Annotated in this window: 15 protein-coding genes; 1 reads left to right on the plus strand and 14 read right to left on the minus strand. The window is 37.3% G+C overall.

The annotated features are described in order from the left end of the window. Positions 1-230 precede the first annotated feature (230 nt). The 10 genes from HNQ37_RS00765 to HNQ37_RS00810 form a co-directional block, all read right to left on the minus strand. Positions 231-1,082, minus strand: a complete 852-nt coding sequence (locus tag HNQ37_RS00765; RefSeq protein WP_183538337.1) for a class II fructose-bisphosphate aldolase — start codon at positions 1,080-1,082, stop codon at positions 231-233. Continuing rightward, positions 1,063-2,247, minus strand: coding sequence for an AgaS family sugar isomerase (locus tag HNQ37_RS00770; RefSeq protein WP_183538339.1), 1,185 nt, complete (start codon positions 2,245-2,247; stop codon positions 1,063-1,065). Before HNQ37_RS00770 ends, HNQ37_RS00765 begins: the two co-directional genes overlap by 20 nt. 229 nt (positions 2,248-2,476) lie before the next feature. After that, the gene (locus HNQ37_RS00775) at positions 2,477-2,632 is read right to left on the minus strand and encodes a cysteine hydrolase family protein (protein ID WP_183538341.1); all 156 of its coding nucleotides are present in this window, start codon (positions 2,630-2,632) and stop codon (positions 2,477-2,479) included. Between the two features lie 430 nt (positions 2,633-3,062). After that, positions 3,063-3,398, minus strand: a complete 336-nt coding sequence (locus tag HNQ37_RS00780) for a hypothetical protein (RefSeq protein ID WP_183538343.1) — start codon at positions 3,396-3,398, stop codon at positions 3,063-3,065. A gap of 6 nt (positions 3,399-3,404) precedes the next feature. Beyond that, positions 3,405-4,598: a multiple monosaccharide ABC transporter permease gene (gene mmsB / locus HNQ37_RS00785; RefSeq protein WP_183538345.1), complete on the minus strand. Its 1,194-nt coding sequence runs from the start codon at positions 4,596-4,598 to the stop codon at positions 3,405-3,407. After that, positions 4,598-6,163 (minus strand): sugar ABC transporter ATP-binding protein, encoded by a 1,566-nt coding sequence (locus tag HNQ37_RS00790; RefSeq protein WP_183538347.1) that lies wholly within the window; start codon positions 6,161-6,163, stop codon positions 4,598-4,600. Before HNQ37_RS00790 ends, mmsB begins: the two co-directional genes overlap by 1 nt. Positions 6,164-6,292: 129 nt before the next feature. After that, the gene (locus HNQ37_RS00795) at positions 6,293-7,504 is read right to left on the minus strand and encodes a substrate-binding domain-containing protein (protein ID WP_183538349.1); all 1,212 of its coding nucleotides are present in this window, start codon (positions 7,502-7,504) and stop codon (positions 6,293-6,295) included. A 114-nt stretch (positions 7,505-7,618) separates the two neighbouring features. Further along, positions 7,619-9,034, minus strand: a complete 1,416-nt coding sequence (gene araA, locus HNQ37_RS00800; protein ID WP_183538351.1) for an L-arabinose isomerase — start codon at positions 9,032-9,034, stop codon at positions 7,619-7,621. 56 nt (positions 9,035-9,090) lie between these two features. Next, the gene (locus HNQ37_RS00805) at positions 9,091-9,786 is read right to left on the minus strand and encodes an L-ribulose-5-phosphate 4-epimerase (protein WP_183538353.1); all 696 of its coding nucleotides are present in this window, start codon (positions 9,784-9,786) and stop codon (positions 9,091-9,093) included. A 9-nt stretch (positions 9,787-9,795) separates the two neighbouring features. Then, positions 9,796-11,385 (minus strand): xylulokinase, encoded by a 1,590-nt coding sequence (locus HNQ37_RS00810; protein ID WP_425486317.1) that lies wholly within the window; start codon positions 11,383-11,385, stop codon positions 9,796-9,798. Positions 11,386-11,635: 250 nt separating this feature from the next. Between HNQ37_RS00810 and HNQ37_RS00815 the strand changes: the two genes are divergently transcribed. After that, positions 11,636-12,721 carry a GntR family transcriptional regulator gene (locus HNQ37_RS00815; protein ID WP_183538357.1) on the plus strand — a complete coding sequence of 362 codons (1,086 nt, stop codon included), beginning with the start codon at positions 11,636-11,638 and terminating at the stop codon, positions 12,719-12,721. A gap of 63 nt (positions 12,722-12,784) precedes the next feature. On the opposite strand, the gene galE is transcribed toward HNQ37_RS00815, so the two are convergent. The 4 genes from galE to HNQ37_RS00835 all read right to left on the minus strand — a co-directional run bounded on the left by galE (position 12,785) and on the right by HNQ37_RS00835 (position 17,555). Continuing rightward, entirely contained in the window at positions 12,785-13,774 is a 990-nt protein-coding gene (gene galE / locus HNQ37_RS00820) for a UDP-glucose 4-epimerase GalE (protein WP_183538359.1), read from the minus strand. A gap of 99 nt (positions 13,775-13,873) precedes the next feature. Further along, a complete protein-coding gene (locus tag HNQ37_RS00825; protein WP_183538361.1) occupies positions 13,874-14,887 on the minus strand; it encodes an aldo/keto reductase in 1,014 nt (337 codons plus the stop codon). Continuing rightward, positions 14,884-16,365, minus strand: coding sequence for a UDP-glucose--hexose-1-phosphate uridylyltransferase (galT, locus tag HNQ37_RS00830; protein ID WP_183538364.1), 1,482 nt, complete (start codon positions 16,363-16,365; stop codon positions 14,884-14,886). The genes HNQ37_RS00825 and galT overlap by 4 nt, the downstream gene beginning before the upstream one ends. Before the next feature lie 14 nt (positions 16,366-16,379). Continuing rightward, the gene (locus tag HNQ37_RS00835) at positions 16,380-17,555 is read right to left on the minus strand and encodes a galactokinase (protein ID WP_183538366.1); all 1,176 of its coding nucleotides are present in this window, start codon (positions 17,553-17,555) and stop codon (positions 16,380-16,382) included. Positions 17,556-17,569: the final 14 nt, after the last annotated feature.

A 17,569-nucleotide genomic window follows, 5' to 3' on the forward strand; every position in this document is an offset into this window, starting at 1 on the left:
AAACTCAATTTTAAAGGTTCTTTTTCTTTTTGTCCTTTTTCTGAAATCAAAAAGCGATCGCTCTTTTGAGCTACCGCCAATTATTTTACACTTATATTTATATGAATACTTTCGAAAATTTTTCCTTTATTCTCACTTTCTACTTTCCGTACACTTATTAAGTTTCACTGAAACAAAAAATCTCATAACTGAGACTTATTAAAATTTATATAACTTAATGACATAGACCTCTAAGCTTTTCCCGTTGAACCAAGTATTACTAACTTCTTTTTCACAAGCTCTTTTACAGCCTGTTTAGCCTTACCATTGTATTTTTTCGGATCAATAACTCCTGGGTCTTCATCAATATACGCTTTTATAGCTTTTGTAAAAACCTGACGTAGCTCTGTTGCATAATTCACTTTTGCAATTCCCATTGAGACTGCTCTTGAAACATCTTCATCTGGAATACCAGATGTACCGTGCAATACTAAAGGTACATCCCCAGTTTTTTCTTTTACTGCTTGAAGTATATCAAATCGTAGCTTTGGATCCGCCTTATAGACACCATGAACATTACCTATTCCAATTGCTAAAAAATCAACACCTGTTTGCTTGACAAAATTTTCTGCCTCATAAGGATCTGTAAAAGCTTCTTTTTCTGCAACATTTCCATCCTCCTTACCACCAACAATGCCCAATTCTGCTTCGACCGGAACACCAACTGCTTTAGCCATACGAATTACATCATTTGTGATTTTAACATTTTCATAAAAATCCTTCTTAGAGGCATCAATCATAATGGAGGTATATCCCGCCCGTAGACATTGAGCTACCCGTTCAAATGAATCACCATGATCTAGATGCATGACAACTGGAACTTTCACTTTATCAGCAACAGATTTTACCATTGCGCAAAATCGCTCAGGTGGTGTTATGTTTAAGGTGCCTGAAGTAGTTTGCACAATAATTGGAGAATTAGATTCTTCAGCAGCCTCAATAATCGCTTCAACCATTTCCATATTCTCTGCGTTGAATGCCCCAATAGCATAGCCAGATTGAACTGCTTTTTGAATGATTTCCTTACTTTTTACTAAAACCATTTGAATATCTCCCCACACACCTATATAACGGATGAATCTTAACTCCTTTAACAACTCGGTTAACAGTTCCACTCACCGATGGAGTGTCTGGTGTATTACCAACATTAAGTGAAGCCGTTAAGGCAATAACATGCGCAAACGCAATAGCTGGAAATACTTGATACGCCGGGTGAATATTTTCAGATGGAAGATAATTAAACCCCTCAACGTTTTGACCTATTAAAACTACTTTTGCTGCAATCTCATCCCCTAATACCTCTTTATAGAGATCCACATCATAATTGCGAGTATAATCGTTATTTGAAGCAAAGATAAATACTGATGTTTTATCATTAATAAATGATTTTGGACCGTGTCTTAACCCCATAGAAGAGTCAAAAATTGTAGAAATTTGTCCAGCGGTTAATTCCAAAATTTTTAATTGTGCTTCACGGGTTAAGCCGGCTAATGGACCTGATCCCACGTAAACTACTCGCTTAACATCTAAAGGCAGGTAGTTTGAAATCTCATCCTCTCGACTAAAAATGTCTTCAGCTAATCGGGCAGCAATTTCAACCTGTCTCGATTTATCTTCATCAAGTTCTAATGAAAATATTAAAGTAGCAAGAAGAGTCATTGTTGAGAATGAACTCGTCATCGCAAAACCTTGGTCCAAAGTTTCTGATGGTAAAACATAATTGTATGCATTTGGAACCATATCTAATTTTTTAGATAGGTCCCCATCAATTGCACATGTAATAGAAAGTTGGTAGGAATCCCTCACATACTGTTCAACTATTTCAACTGCTGCAACAGATTCAGGAGAATTTCCAGACCGAGCAAATGATACAAGAAGGGTCGGAATGTTTTCTTCAAGTACCGATTGCGGAGCTGACACTATATCAGTCGACCCAATACTTTCAAAATGATAGTGCTTCGTATCGCCTAATTCATTTAAACTTTTTACGACTGTATCACCTATATATTGTGAGCTTCCAGCTCCAGTAAAAATAACTCTTACATAAGAGTGTTTTGAAAGTATTACTTTAAGAAAGTCTTCAATCTTTGATTTGTTTTCTAAGTATTCAACAAATGCTTTACGCCAAATCATTGGCTGACCAAGAGTTTCCCTAACAGTAATATTAGCCCCTTTTGACTTGAGTTCTTCTTCAGATAATTCAAACATTTTTTCCTCCTTTTTTAAAAGTTTAACACTAAGCAGTTGGAAAGCCTTTCAAATCAACCAATGCTGGGTTGGAAATTTTTCCAAAAAATTTTAATTTCTACTCGTTCACACTAAATTTTTTCAACATAAAAGCACTGAAATTCCAGTGCTCATTTTTTGTGATTTAAAATATTTATTTTGCCTCCATAATCAACCTTAGAACTTCCTCGGTTAAACGCACATGGCCCAATCAATTGAAAATATACTTTACTGTGACCTCATGGAGTTCACCTGAGAAATCGGTCATGACATCTGGTACTGTAAATGGCATTAAACCCCGTTGAAAGGTTTCACATGCTGTTGCAATACCAGTATTGATGTCACGGTAGCATAATGTAGATACCATAAAAAGCTCCACCAGTTGTGTTTTACTACTTGAATAACACTCTGTGCTTTAGAACTGTTAACCACACTTATCACTAAATCACTATAATCCCTGTTAAGCTTGATTTTTTAAGTGGCAAACCAATTAATGTTGCCAGAGCTCCGGGACCATAGTTCTTAAAGTGGACAGACACGATAAGAGCATCTGTGTTTGCTAATGAAGCTGCAAGTTTTCGTTTTTCCTAAAACCTCAGTTACAGAAAAGGGAAAAAAGTCCTTACAGTTTTATAGTTACTTTCTCTAAATCAGTTATGACAAGGGCAGTTCTCCTTAAATCTAATATGTCAATCATTTGAGTTCTTTTTTCTTTTTGATTTAAACATTTTAAAACAAGAAATAAAAAGTCTAGCAATATGAAATTGTCAGACTTTTTATCATCAAATCTTTTAGCCTTACTTCTGAGTTCCAGACTCGTCAGCAACACGCTCAGTCTCGACTTTCACATGCTTTGTCTTTTTCCAAAGTTGATAAGCAGATAAGGCTGTATACCCCGTTACAAAAAGAATGCAAAAATAAAAGATGAGATTATATACCGAAAACAGCTCGCCGGCCTTACTTGCTTTCATAAGGGATTGGACAAACCAAATTCCGCAGACAATTGCTGTGATACCGTACAAGCGCGATTTTTGAGTATCATTTAATTCTTTATTCATCTTAAATTCCTTCTTTCGGGTTGGACACACCAAGTTGAATGCAAGTAGACTAGGTTGATTAAAGTCTAGTCTCATTTATAATTAATGTTTACGTTTTGAGTAGATATCAATAGCGACGGCCAAGAGAAGAACAAGACCTTTGATAGTTTGAATCAAAGCTGAGTCAACACCCATGATAGACAAGCCTTGGTTGATAACACCAATCACAACAGCGCCGATCACAACTCCAGGGACAGTCCCAATACCACCAGTTACGGCAGTACCACCAACGAAACATGAGGCTATGGCATCCATTTCAAATGAAGTACCTGTTGAAGCTGATGCTGATGACAAACGCGAAAGCATTGCGATTGCCGCAATTGATGACAAGAGACCCATATGAATATACAAAGAAAAGTCCACACGTTTGGTATTAATGCCAGAAAGCATTGCTGCACGACGATTACCCCCGACCGCATAGACGTGTCGGCCAAAAACAGTCTTCGTCAAGATAAAATGATAAATCAAGACAAGTACACCAACAATCACAAGCATAATTGGAATACCACCTTGAGTTGAATTTCCTGATGAGGCAAATTCATAAGTCAGAGCGAGAATAACAATTGCTGCAACTGCAATCTTAATATACGATGTTGAAAGTGGTTCTACTTCAAGCCCAACCTTATCAGCTTTTTTACGATTACGCATTGTTGACCATGCAAAGGCAGCAATAATGAGAAGACCAACGACGATTGTTAGACCATCGAAATGACCCCAGAAACCAAAGATATTTGGTAAATAGTTTGCTGCAATGGCATTAAATGAGCTGTTGTTAACAGGAATAGAAGCATTGATCATAGTCGTTGCAAGGCCGCGGAAAACCAACATACCTGCAAGTGTAGTAATAAAACCAGGAATTCCTACAAAAGCAACCCAGAAGCCTTGCCAGGCACCAATAAGTAAGCCAACGACTATGCCGGCTAAAATTGATAAGAACCAGTTCAAGTGCATGTTTTGCATAAATAAAGCGATACATCCACCAATAAAACCAACAAGAGAGCCAACTGACAAGTCGATATGTGTCGCGATGATAACCATTACCATACCTATGGCAAGGATAATTACGTAAGCATTTTGTTGGATCAATTGCACTACAGTATTAGGCTGGAGCAAAAGTCCGCCTGTCAATATTTCAAAAACGATGATGATGACAATTAAGGCACCAACAATACCATATTGGCGGATATTTGATGCAAAGGATGCAAGCAAGCCCCCTTTTGTTTCTTTAGTTTCCATTATTCTCCCACAGCTTTCTTATCTAAAGTTTTTTCTTTTGTCATCCCCTTCATGAGGTATTCCTGTGAAAACTTCTCACGCGGTACTTCATCAGTAATTACTCCCTGGCTTACAGTGTAAATTCGGTCACAAATTCCAATTAGCTCTGGAAGTTCAGAAGAAATTACAATTACAGCTTTTCCTTCATCAACCAACTGATCAATGATTTCATAAATTTCATATTTTGCACCAACATCAATACCACGTGTTGGCTCGTCAAGAATCAGAATATCTGGGTCTGAGACCACCCATTTTGCAAGAACAACCTTTTGTTGATTACCACCCGATAGGTTGGAAACACGCTCTTCAATAGTTGGTGTCTTTATATGGAAATCTTTTCGATATTTCTCACTAACAATACGTTCAATATTATCATCCATAACACCACGCTTTGAGTGTTTCAAAAGTGCTGCTAGCGAGATATTTTCACGAATATTCTGAAAAAGGTTAAGGCCATAAACTTTACGATCTTCTGTTGCATATGCTAGGCCTACATCAATGGCTTTTTGAGTACTAGAGGTATCTGCCTCTTTTCCATGAACGAAAACTTTACCAGAGATACCTGAACCATATGAACGGCCGAATACACTCATGGCCATTTCGGTACGTCCTGCCCCCATCAATCCAGCTATTCCAACAATTTCGCCTGAATGAACATTTAAATTCATCTGATCAACAACAACACGTTGTTGATCAAGTGGGTGGTGAACTGTCCAATCTTCAATACGCATGATCTCTTCACCAATCTTAGGATCGTGCTCAGGATAAAGATTCGTCAACTCTCGTCCTACCATGGCTGAAATCAGTTTATCTTGATTGAGTGGTTCTTCTTTGGTATTTTTCATCCATCCAACAGTTGAACCATCCCGAATGATTGTGACATTATCAGTAATTGCCTTAATTTCATTTAACTTATGTGAAATAATGACAGATGTCACCCCTTGGTTATCTCTCAAATCACGAAGAATATTTAATAAGTGCGCTGAATCTTCATCATTCAAAGCAGCCGTTGGTTCATCAAGGACCAAGAGCTTAACATTTTTTGACAGTGCTTTGGCAATTTCAACCAGTTGTTGTTTACCCACACCAATATCCATTATTTTTGTCTCGGGGCTTTCCATCAAACCGACACGTCCGAGAATCTTAATTGCATCTGACCGGGTTCTATTCCAGTCAATGATTCCATTTTTTTGCTTTTCATTCCCAATGAAAATATTCTCAGCGATAGATAGAAATGGACTAAGAGCCAATTCTTGTTGGATAACTACAATACCAAGTTCTTCTGAATCTGATATCTTTCTAAAATTACATTCTTTACCTTCAAACAAGATGCTTCCTGAGTAAGTACCATGAGGATACACACCCGAGAGTACATTCATTAGTGTTGACTTTCCCGCTCCGTTTTCCCCACAAATTCCATGGATTTCTCCACGGGTGATGTCCAAATTAACATCTGTCAGAGCTTTTACGGGACCGAAAGTTTTCGTGATGTTTTGCATCTGTAAAATTAAATTCGAATCTGACATTTTACACTCCACTTTTATGCTATCCTCTACCAAGTTGAAACACTTCTTGAGGAATCGCTAGATTTATAAACTACTAAGAAATTTTATGGCGACTGATAATTTCTTACCAATCGCCATAAAAGCTTCAAATTATTTGATGATTGGGGCAGCAATATCTTTTTGATATTGAGCGTCTGTAATAAATCCAGTTTTAGGAATATATGATGGATCTTGTTGATCACCAGTAGGTTTCAAAACAATATCTGTTGATTTCAATAACCAAGTTGGAACTTGCTTTTTACCATTATTCATTGGAGCATCTACCGATTTTGGCTTGTCACCTTTTGTGAGATCAGTCAAAATTGATGTTGTTTGCTTAGCAAGGAGTGAAACGTCTTTGAATACAGTTTCGTCTTGGGCACCGAAGTGAATGTTTGTAATCGCAATGTCCATACCATCTTGTCCTGTGATGATTGGCCAAGCTGATTTATTTTGTGGGTTTTTAGAATCAAACGGAGTTGCAGTCGTCATATCTGGTCGTGCATTTTGAATTGACTTCATTACACCCAATGAAATGGCATCATAGGGCGAGAGAACAGCTGCCAATGGTTTATCACCAAGTTTTGTCATGAAGGCATCCATTTGTTTTTGGGCTTGTGATTGATCCCAAGCATGTACTGAAATCTTCTTCCAGTCAGCATCCGTTGTATCCTTTGTCACAAGGCCAGAAGGATCTACCAATTGTCCAGATTCAAAGTAAGGTTTCAACAAATCCCAAGCACCTTTAAAGAAGTATGGCGCATTGTTATCGTCGTCTGATCCAGCGAAGAGTGCAATGTTGTAAGGTACAGCTTTTCCGCCACCATTTTTAAGATCTAGCTTGTTGATAATATCAGTTGCTTCAAGAATGCCTGTACGTTCAAGGTCGAATGTTACATAATAGTTAACCGCATCTGTATTCATAATAAGACGGTCATAGGCTATTACTGTCGAGCCACCGGACTCAGCCTGTTTGACAGCAGGGCCAACAGCAGTACCATCTACTGATGCAACAACAATAGCTTTAGCACCTGCGGAAACAAGATTGTTGATATCTGTAGATTGTTGAGATGTTGAGTTATTCGCATAGGCAAGTTTTGTCTTAAAGCCCGCAGCTTTAAGATCCTTAACTAAGTTAGCACCATCGACGTTCCAACGTTGATCGGCCTTTGTTGGCATTGAGACGCCAATTAAATCTCCTTTTTTCAAGGTAGTTGAATCTGTTGAGCCACCACGGTTAGTTGATGAGCTTGAGCATGCTGCCAAGCTAGCTAGTGCTAAAAACGTTGTAGTTGCAAGAGCTACCTTTGTAATCTTCTTCATTTTGAAGTTTACTCCTTTTTTTTATTAACTTTTCCTAATTATTAAGTTTATTAAGTACTCGGGTTTTATTCCCTAAAAATTTAATTATTTTTTCGAGCCTGTTTCATTCCTTGTTTATCCCAAATTTACATAGGTCAAACCAAACAAATCGCTCAAATCTTGTAATTGTTCAGAATCAATCGCAAATGAAAGAACTGTATGGTGCCCACCTCCAGTGGTCATCCACAATTCAGCACCTTTTTTAAGGCCCATCTTTGGAGTCCAAAGCTGCTTAGCGACTGGTAAGAATGGTGTTTCCTCCTCGGGCTTATTTCCTGTTATGTCATATGAAATAAGCTTAAACTCATCACCATAATCAGCCATCGTAATATCCACACCATCTGCAACCATACCTGTGAAGACTAAACGAGCAGGGTCCTCTTTTCCTCCAATGTCAAGAGGATGAACCTCAACACGAGGACGGTCTGATGCAATTGATGGATCAACTTCAAGCATATGTGAGCCTAGTATTGCTTCATGACCTTTACGAAGGTCCAGAGTATAATCTTCCATGAAAACAGTATGAGTATTGTGAGACATGATTTTAAGAAGTCTTACCAATGCTGCAGTTTTCCAATCACCTTCACCAGCAAAACCATAACCTTCAGACATTAATAGCTGAGCTGCAAGACCAGGCAATTGTTCAAGACCTACAAGATCCTCAAAGTTTGTCGTGAAAGCATGATAGCCTTTTTCATCCATAAATTGCTTGATTGCTAAATATTCACGAAGTTGGTATTTCACATTGTGTTCAAACTTTTCAGGACTATTCTGTCCTTGAACATAATCAAATTTTTCTTGAAGTTCAATATAAAGCTGATCAACTTTAACAGGATCAATTGCATTAACGTATTTTACAAGATCTCCAACTCCCCAATAGTCGACCGTCCACCCAAATTTAATTTGAGCTTCTACCTTATCTCCGTCTGTAACTGCAACATTCCGCATCTTATCTGCAAAGGTAACAACTTTGATCTTGAAAGACTCAGTATATGCAACAGCTACATTCATCCATCTCGCAATTTGTGATTGAATGTCTGAATCATCCCAGTGACCGAAGATAACTTTATTGTGCTTGCGCAACCGAGCGTTAATAAAGGCGTATTCCCTATCACCATGAGCAGATTGATTTACATTCATATAATCAAAGTCAATTGTTTGATAAGGAATATAATTAAGGAATTGTGTTGCCAAGTGGAGTAGTGGCTTATTTAGAAGTTGAGTTCCACGAATCCAGTTTTTGGCTGGCGAAAAGGTATGCATCCAAGTGATGACGCCTGCCACGTTATCATTAAAACTCGCTTCTTTAAGTATACCGGTGATATTTTCGGCTGTTGTGCCAACTAATTTAAAAATAATTGGGTAAGGTAAAGACCCTGAAGCATTCATTTTCTTAACAATTACCTTAGAATCTTCTTCTACTTTGGCAAGTGCTTCAGGTCCATACAGGAATTGTGACCCCGTTACAAACCAAAATTCTTTTTCATGCATGATTAATAATTTTCTCCTATTTTTTTATTTATTTTACAAGAAATTAATCTTGTATTTTATTTTTGACCATAATATGCATCCTTGCCATGTTTCCGTAAATAATGCTTATCAAGCACACGTTGAGGCAATTCTGTCGCGTAAGAGTTAATTTGACGCGCAAGTAAATTCATTTTGCAAATTTCCTCTAAAACTACAGCATTATAAACCGCACTTTTAGCGTCTTTCCCCCATGTGAATGGGCCATGTCCGTGTAAAAGTATTGCTGGAACGTCAAGTATTCCAAGTTCTCTTTCTCTGAAAGTTTCTGCAATTACATTGCCTGTTTCGTGTTCATATCCAGAATCAATCTCTTCTTGTGTAAGATAGCGCGTGCATGGCACAGACCCATAGAATGTGTCTGCATGGGTCGTTCCCATTGGCATCACATCCACCCCTGATTCAGCCCAAGCAGTTGCCCATGTTGAATGTGTATGAACGATACCTCCAAGCTCTGGAAACTGTTTATAAAGAATGGCATGGGTGGGTGTGTCTGAAGATGGATTTAACTCGCCCTCAATAATATTGTTGTCCAAATCAACAACAACCATATCTGAAGGCTTTAAATCTTCGTAGCTCACACCACTTGGCTTTATTACGAAGTAACCAGACTCACGATCCATGGCTGAAACATTCCCCCAAGTAAACTTAACTAAACCATGTTTAGGAAGTTCAAGATTCTGTTTCCAAACTTCTTCTTTTATTGCTTCTAGCATCGATTAAACTTATCCTTTCAAATTCTTAACAGCTGTTCTCTCAATATCAAGACCAGCTTTATACCTCTCGATGAAAATATTATAGCTTTCCAAATTATCTTGGCTCGGTTCAATAGTCGTTCCCTTTAAATTAGCAAAGACTTCTTGTTGTAGATAGTTATTAAGGTCATTCTCGCCAGAACTTTCAAAAGCTGCAAGAACTGCCATCCCCCAAGCACCACCCTCACTTGCAGTTTCCATAACTGTCACAGGGGTTTGAATAGCTCCTGCGAGAATTATTTGTCCAATCTTTGGCGTCTTGAATAGACCACCGTGAGCAACTAAACCATCGATTTTAATGTTCTCTTGCTGAAGGATATCCATACCCATTCGAATTGCACCAAAGGCACTTGAAATGTGAATATTCATGAAATTAGCCAAATTAAAATGGCTATCAGGCTGTCTTACAAATAGAGGACGTCCTTCTGAGACTTGGCTAATATTCTCGCCTGAGAAATAACCATAACTCAGTAACCCTCCCTTATCCGCATCAGCTTCAAGAGCTTTGTTAAACAAAAGAGAAAAGATTTGATCACGAGAAATATTAAGTCCTAAAGCATCTGTATATTCTTCAAAAAGTTTGATCCAAGCATTAATATCCGAAGAGCAATTATTCGCATGAACCATTCCAACCAAATGACCATTAGGCGTTGTCACCAAATCAATTTCTGGATAAACTTTGGAGAGATTCTTTTCAAGCACAATCATAGCAAAGGCTGATGTGCCTACTGAAATATTTCCTTTACGTGGTTCTACACTATTGGTTGCCACCATTCCAGTTCCAGCATCACCTTCTGGAGGGCAAAAAGGAATTCCTGCTTCAAGATTTCCAGAAAGATCAAGTAACCTCGCTCCTTCCCCACTCAAACATCCAGCATTCTCACCAGCTTGCAGAACTTTGGGAAGAATTTTATTAATCGGAACACCAGTTGCGAGCCCCTCAAAAAGTTTAATCAACTTCGGATCATAATTCTTTGTTAATGGGTCAATAGGGAACATACCTGAGGCATCGCCAATTCCAAGTACTTTTTCACCTGTTAATTGCCAATGAATATAACCAGCTAAAGTTGTAAGATAATCAATCTGAGAAATATGCTCTTCGTGATTAAGAATCGCTTGATAGAGATGGGCAATACTCCAACGCTCTGGAATGTTAAATTGGAAAAGTTCGGTCAATTTTTCTGCTGCTTCAGTCGTAGTTGAATTTCGCCAAGTCCTAAATGGTACTAGAAGCTCATTTGATTGATTAAATGCCATATAGCCATGCATCATTGCGCTAAATCCAATTGAAGCAACCCTCTTTAAAGTGAAGTTATATTTTATTCTTACTTCAGCAGCAAGCTCTTTATAACTTTCTCTCAAACCATTCCAGATTTCTTCTATGGAATAGGTCCAATAACCACTTTCAAGTTGGCTTTCCCACTCATAACTCCCTGAGGCGATTGTTTCAAATTTTGAGTCTATCAAGACCGCTTTAATCCTAGTTGATCCAAATTCAATTCCTAAATTTGTACGGACATTTTTTAAATCCGATACAATGCCATTAAAATCTTTTTTCATTTTGATCATATATCCTTATTTTCAATTTATAATAGCGCTTACAAAATAAATGATAGCACTTACGTACGTACATGTCAACACTTTTATTAGTTTTTTAACAATTTCACTAATTTTGTACGTACATTTCTAACAAGAACTTTGTAACCCATCACTCTATAAGTATTTTTAGCTATTTTAATCAATTCGCTTTTTTATAGTTTCAAAATTTGTATGTGTTATAATGTACTTAAAACGAAAGACAAGGGTAGGTATGAAAACTAAATATCAAAGTATTGCAGATGAAATAAGAAACCAAATCCTTTCGAATTTTTTTCAAATAGGACAAACAATTCCAGCAGAGCATCAGTTACAACATGACTATCAAGTGAGCCGTGACACAATACGTAAAGCAGTTTCCGTACTGGTTAACGAGGGATTCCTACGCCGTGAGAAGGGTTCAGGTACCTATGTGAATGAGATTCACTACCAGAAAACTTCAACAGAAAATAAAAGCCCAAAAACAATTGGTCTGATTACTACATACATCTCTGATTATATTTTTCCAACAATTATTCGTGGGATTGAGCAAGAACTTAATGAAAAAGGCTACTCTCTTTTGTTATCAAGTACTAATAACAACTATGCGCAAGAAAAAAAATGCTTAGAAAAAATGATTGACTTTGGAGTGGATGGCTTAATTGTTGAGCCAACTAAAAGCAACCAATACAACCCAAATCTTGCGACCTATGTAAATTTACGCGAGCATAACATTCCAATTGTAATGATTAACGCTGTCTATGAAGAGCTTAGTACTCCTTTTATCTGTGTTGATGATGTTCAAGTTGGTTATATAGCCACAAAAGAATTAGTTGATAATAATCATAAAAACTTATTACTTATTACCAAGCTTGACGATTTGCAAGGGAAGCTTCGTATGAAAGGCTTCATCAAAGCTTGTGAGGAAGGTCACATTCAAATTTCTTCAGACTCAATTGTTACTTATACAACCGAAACAATCGAAACAGTATATGCGGAAGTTATCAACCACTTAAAAACGCAAAATATCACCGGAGTCGTCTGTTACAATGACATGGTTGCTAAGGTTCTGATTAATCGCCTCACCGAGCTTGGTTATAATATACCGGAAGATTATTCTATTGTCGGAAATGATAATTCAAATCTTAGCCAGATGGGTGGGATTAGTCTTACATCGACAGAACATCCAAAAGTGCTCATGGGAATTGATGCGGCTCGTTGGATCGTTCAAACCATTGAAGAGGGGAAGCCAGGAAAAGATATTCTCTACCAGCCAAACCTGATTCAAAGAAACTCAGTGAGAAAACTAGAAAATACATAATAAAGTCTTTAATTTGAAAGATTTTACATATTAAAGCCCGACAAATATTTGTCAGGCTTTATATTAGTCATCATATAGATCAGGGTGATTTTTATGCCAATTCCAGGCATTCTCAATAATATGTTCAAGATCATTTTGAGCATGCCAGTTTAAAATATTATTGGCTTTTGTTGAATCTGCTACCAGCTCATCTGGGTCTCCTGGGCGACGTTCTCCTAAAATGGACGGGATATTTTTCCCTGTTACTTTACGAGCAGTTTCAAGTACTTCAAGATTTGAGTACCCTTTTGAACTCCCTAAATTAAATTGATTTGATTTACCACCAGCTTTTAAGTATTCCAAGGCTTTTACATGAGCATTTATAAGATCTTCCATATCAATATAATCACGAATACAAGTCCCATCAGACGTCTTGTAGTCATTGCCATAAATTGTTATAAACTCACGTTTGCCTTGAGCAACTTGAAGTATAATTGGAATCAAATGAGTCTCATTTTTATGAGCTTCACCAATGTGACCATCACTTGAAGCACCGGCTACATTAAAGTAACGAAGCGCTACGTAAGTCATATCAGTTGCTTCAGACTGCCATTGCATCATTTTTTCCATAATTAGCTTTGACTCACCATAAGGATTGATTGGTTTTTGTGGTGTCATTTCAGTGATTGGCGAGGTTTCTGGTACTCCAAATGTCGCAGCTGTAGATGAAAATACAATATGCTTCACATCAAACTTCTGCATCGTTTCAAGTATACTAATACAGCCACCAACATTATTATCAAAGTACATTGTTGGCTTTTCCATCGATTCACCTACGAGTGAATAAGCACAGAAATGCATAAGTCCTTCAATATTTTTTTCTTTTGCAAAAACATTATTCAAAAAATCATGGTCACGAACATCACCTTCGTAAAAACGAACATCTAATGGTAATGCTGCTCTATGTCCCGTCACAAGATTGTCAACAACTGCAACATCGTAACCTTTTTTCAACAACATCTCAACTGCATGTGAACCAACATAGCCCGCACCGCCCAAAACTATTACTGTCATCTCTTAACTCCTTATTTTGTCCACTAAATTATATCAAATAAATAAACACACATCTCAATCTTTAAAATATTTCCATATAATTATAATAAGTTAAAGTATTTATAATTTTAGTGAAATTTGATCAATCAAGAATAATTCATCTGCTGAAAACTCCAATTTATCAAGTGCCTGTAAGTTTTCCAAAATTTGCTTTGAACTACTTGCTCCAATAAGAGCCGAGCTGATTGGAGTAGACCTTGATTCTGGGCGCTTTTTCAGAACCCAAGAAATGGCCATTTGAGCAAGGCTTTGACCTCTTGAACGAGCAATATCATTGAGCTGTCTGATTTGAACCAATCTTTCTTCCGTCATGTCCTCCTCTTTTAAAGAAGAACCTGGCTTTCTAATCCGAGAATCCTCAGGTATACCATTCAAGTACTTGTCTGTAAGCATTCCTTGTGAAAGTGGTTGAAAGGCAATTGCGCCGATTTTTTCATTCTCTAACTCATCAAGAAGTTCTGCTTCAACTCCCCTGTTAAATATTGAATATCTAGTTTGATGTATCAAAAGTCTAAAACCAAGTTTATCTGCCACTGAAAGTGCCATTTTAGTTTGATTTGCATTATATTTCGTAATACCCACATACAAAGCCTTACCTGAATCTAGAGCAGTTTTCAAGGCACCCATTGTCTCTTCAATAGGTGTACTTGGATCTGGACGGTGAGAATAAAAAATATCTACATAATTAAGATTCATACGTTCTAAAGACTGATCAAGACTTGCCAATATCGACTTACGACTTCCCCAATCACCATAAGGACCCGGCCACATCAAGTGGCCTGCTTTCGTTGAGATAATTAATTCGTCTCGATAATTTTCAAAATCCTCGTGAAAGATCTTTCCAAAGTTAATCTCCGCTGACCCAGGTTCAGGACCGTAATTATTTGCCAGATCAAAGTGAGTGATCCCGTTATCAAAGGCCGTACGTAACATATCACGCGCATTTTCAAAGTCACCTAATGAACCAAAGTTATGCCAGAGTCCCAGCGAAATTTCTGGAAGCAGTAAACCTGAACTCCCTACCCTACGATAGGACATTTTGCCATAACGATTTATATTTGATATATATTTCATATGTTTAGAAAATCAATAAATCTACGAAAGCCTTCTTGCCCAGTCTTATTATCTTTAAATACCCCTGCGTTTTCGAGCACTTTTAGAAAGACTTCACCGACTGCTTTTTCAACTTTTTCGTGAACATTCTCCGTTGTAAAATTATCTTCAGCTTTTAGTTTAGTAGCCCATAGCTTGTGAATTTCAGCAATCACATTCTCTTTATTTATTAGGTACTTTTCAACTTCAATTAATTCCATCCTTAAGCGTGCTGGTAAAATAGCTAACCCCATCACTTCAATAAGCCCAATATTCTCCTTTTTGATATGTTGATACTCCTTATGAGGATGAAAGATACCATCAGGAAATTCCTCACTTACATTATTATCGCGAAGTACTAAATCAATCTCATAATGACCATCGCGTTTGCGAGCGATTGGCGTTATCGTATGATGCAACACACCATCTGGGGTCTTAGCAAGAATATTCAACGACTCATCGTTATATTCTTTCCATGATCCTAGAATATAATCTGATGCATCAACAAGTTCTATTTTGTTATGGCTTCTTAAACGTAAAACAGACATTGGCCAGTTCACAATTCCTACTGAGACACTAGGATATTTTACTAAATGGACCAGTTCTCGATATTCTGCCTCGGACATAGGAAAAATATTATTTCCGGCTTGGTAATGGTCATGTGTCAAAATAGAACCACCTACAATTGGTAAATCTGCATTAGATCCAATCATGTAGTGAGGAAATAAATCTAAAAAACTAAACAAATTACTAAATGCTCTGCGATCAATGGCCATGGCCTGATGTTCTTCATAGAGCACGATAGCATGTTCGTTAAAATAAGCATACGGAGAGTACTGAAGTCCCCACTTTTGCCCATTCAGTTCCAGCCTTACAATACGATGGTTCGATCTGGCAGGCATTACTCCGGTCCCATAAAAACCTTCATTTTCTATACAAAGCTGGCATGCTGGATATGTACTTAGTCTTGTAAATTTCTCCGCAGCAATCACTTTAGGATCCTTTTCGGGCTTAGATAAATTTATAGTAATTTGCATATTACCATACTTACTTGCGTAAGTAAATTCGATATTCTTAGCAATATCACGTGTTTTAACTTGATTGACCTGTTTGGCTAACTGATAAAAATAATTTGTGGCCACCTCAGATCCTCTATGATAATGATCCCAAAAAGCTTTATTTAGCTTGCTTGGAGTAGGAGTGATAAAATTCATTAGTTCTGACTCGAAAAACTCAGCATCTTCCACATTAAATAAAAAGTGTTCCTCCGAATAAGCAAGTAACTCATCCATTACATCGAGCGATTCACGCAAATTTTCATTTCTTTTAACTTCTTGCCAGTTTTGAATCCCTAAAAATCGAAGTAACTGATTGCGAAGATAAATTTCATCGATAGCTTCAATCGTGCCATTTTCTAAGGCAATATTTACAAAGTCTTGAATTGTCTGATAAATTGACATCTCAATTTCATCCTCTAAAGTTTTTTAGAACCATCACCAATTTGTGCAACATAAAATTCTGCAGGATAACCAACGACTTTTAAATATTTATCCCCTACAGCTTTTTCAAACGTGGCAATTTTTTCTGTTTTTACTAAAGCAATTGCGCAACCGCCGAAACCTGCACCAGTCATACGAGCACCAAGTACCCCTTTTTGTTTTTGAGCAGTTTCAGCCAAAGTGTCAAGTTCAATACCTGTTACTTCATAGTCATTCTTGAGTGATTCGTGTGAAGCATTAAGCAGTTTTCCAAATTCTTTAAGGTCACCTGCCACAAAAACTTTTTTAGCAATCTTACAACGTGTATTCTCATAAACTGCATGACGCGCTCGCTTGATCAAAATTTCATCTCCAATCAAGTTCGTATTTGCATCAAATTCCTCATTTGTGAGCTCAGCCAAAGATTGAATATCTAACTTTGTTTGAAGGCGCTCCAAAGCAATACGTGTTTCTGCAAACCGTTCATTATATTTAGATTCGGTCAAAGCACGAGATTTTTTTGTGTTCATAATTACAATAGAATAGTCTCCAAGTCTGACGGGGACCATTTCATACTTCAAGGTATTACAATCCAACAAAATAGCCTCATCTTTTTTCCCAAAACCAATCGCGAATTGGTCGAGAATACCTGAATTAACTCCAATAAATTCATTTTCAGTCTTTTGACCTAATTGAACTAATTCAAGACGAGGAACATTTAAATGGAAAAGTTCATCCAAAATAACCCCAATTAGTAATTCAAGAGAAGCCGATGATGAAAGACCAGATGCAGTTGGAATCTCACCATAAACAAGTAGATCAAATCCCTTGTCAATTTTATAGCCAGCTCCTTGAAGCATTACAATCATTCCCTTGACGAAATTTTCCCAGCTCCCTTCAACTTTATCATTAACTTCTGACAAGTCAAACTCAATTAAGCCAATTTCTGAAAAATTTTCAGAAAATAGGCGAATCCTTTTTCCTTCACGAAGCTGAGCCAGACCAGTTGTTCCAATCGTAATAGCTGCTGGAAAAACATATCCACCGTTATAATCAGTATGCTCACCAATTAAATTAATACGACCTGGAGAGAAAAATTCTTCTATAGCTGATGCCTCCCCGAATACTTTAAAAAATTTTTCTTTTAATTCTTTTATTTTTTCTGTTGACATTATTTTTCTCCTTT

This window comes from Lactovum miscens, assembly GCF_014202895.1.
Lineage (GTDB): Bacteria > Bacillota > Bacilli > Lactobacillales > Streptococcaceae > Lactovum > Lactovum miscens.

Coding starts and splice junctions, on each gene's coding strand:
- HNQ37_RS00825 (WP_183538361.1), bottom strand. CDS start 14,887: ATGAAATATATATCAAATATAAATCGTTATGGCAAAATGTCCTATCGT.
- HNQ37_RS00795 (WP_183538349.1), bottom strand. CDS start 7,504: ATGAAGAAGATTACAAAGGTAGCTCTTGCAACTACAACGTTTTTAGCA.
- galT (WP_183538364.1), bottom strand. CDS start 16,365: ATGTCAATTTATCAGACAATTCAAGACTTTGTAAATATTGCCTTAGAA.
- galE (WP_183538359.1), bottom strand. CDS start 13,774: ATGACAGTAATAGTTTTGGGCGGTGCGGGCTATGTTGGTTCACATGCA.
- HNQ37_RS00835 (WP_183538366.1), bottom strand. CDS start 17,555: ATGTCAACAGAAAAAATAAAAGAATTAAAAGAAAAATTTTTTAAAGTA.
- HNQ37_RS00770 (WP_183538339.1), bottom strand. CDS start 2,247: ATGTTTGAATTATCTGAAGAAGAACTCAAGTCAAAAGGGGCTAATATT.
- HNQ37_RS00805 (WP_183538353.1), bottom strand. CDS start 9,786: ATGCTAGAAGCAATAAAAGAAGAAGTTTGGAAACAGAATCTTGAACTT.
- HNQ37_RS00810 (WP_425486317.1), bottom strand. CDS start 11,385: ATGAAAAAAGATTTTAATGGCATTGTATCGGATTTAAAAAATGTCCGT.
- HNQ37_RS00790 (WP_183538347.1), bottom strand. CDS start 6,163: ATGTCAGATTCGAATTTAATTTTACAGATGCAAAACATCACGAAAACT.
- HNQ37_RS00780 (WP_183538343.1), bottom strand. CDS start 3,398: ATGAGACTAGACTTTAATCAACCTAGTCTACTTGCATTCAACTTGGTG.
- mmsB (WP_183538345.1), bottom strand. CDS start 4,598: ATGGAAACTAAAGAAACAAAAGGGGGCTTGCTTGCATCCTTTGCATCA.
- araA (WP_183538351.1), bottom strand. CDS start 9,034: ATGCATGAAAAAGAATTTTGGTTTGTAACGGGGTCACAATTCCTGTAT.
- HNQ37_RS00815 (WP_183538357.1), top strand. CDS start 11,636: ATGAAAACTAAATATCAAAGTATTGCAGATGAAATAAGAAACCAAATC.
- HNQ37_RS00765 (WP_183538337.1), bottom strand. CDS start 1,082: ATGGTTTTAGTAAAAAGTAAGGAAATCATTCAAAAAGCAGTTCAATCT.
- HNQ37_RS00775 (WP_183538341.1), bottom strand. CDS start 2,632: ATGGTATCTACATTATGCTACCGTGACATCAATACTGGTATTGCAACA.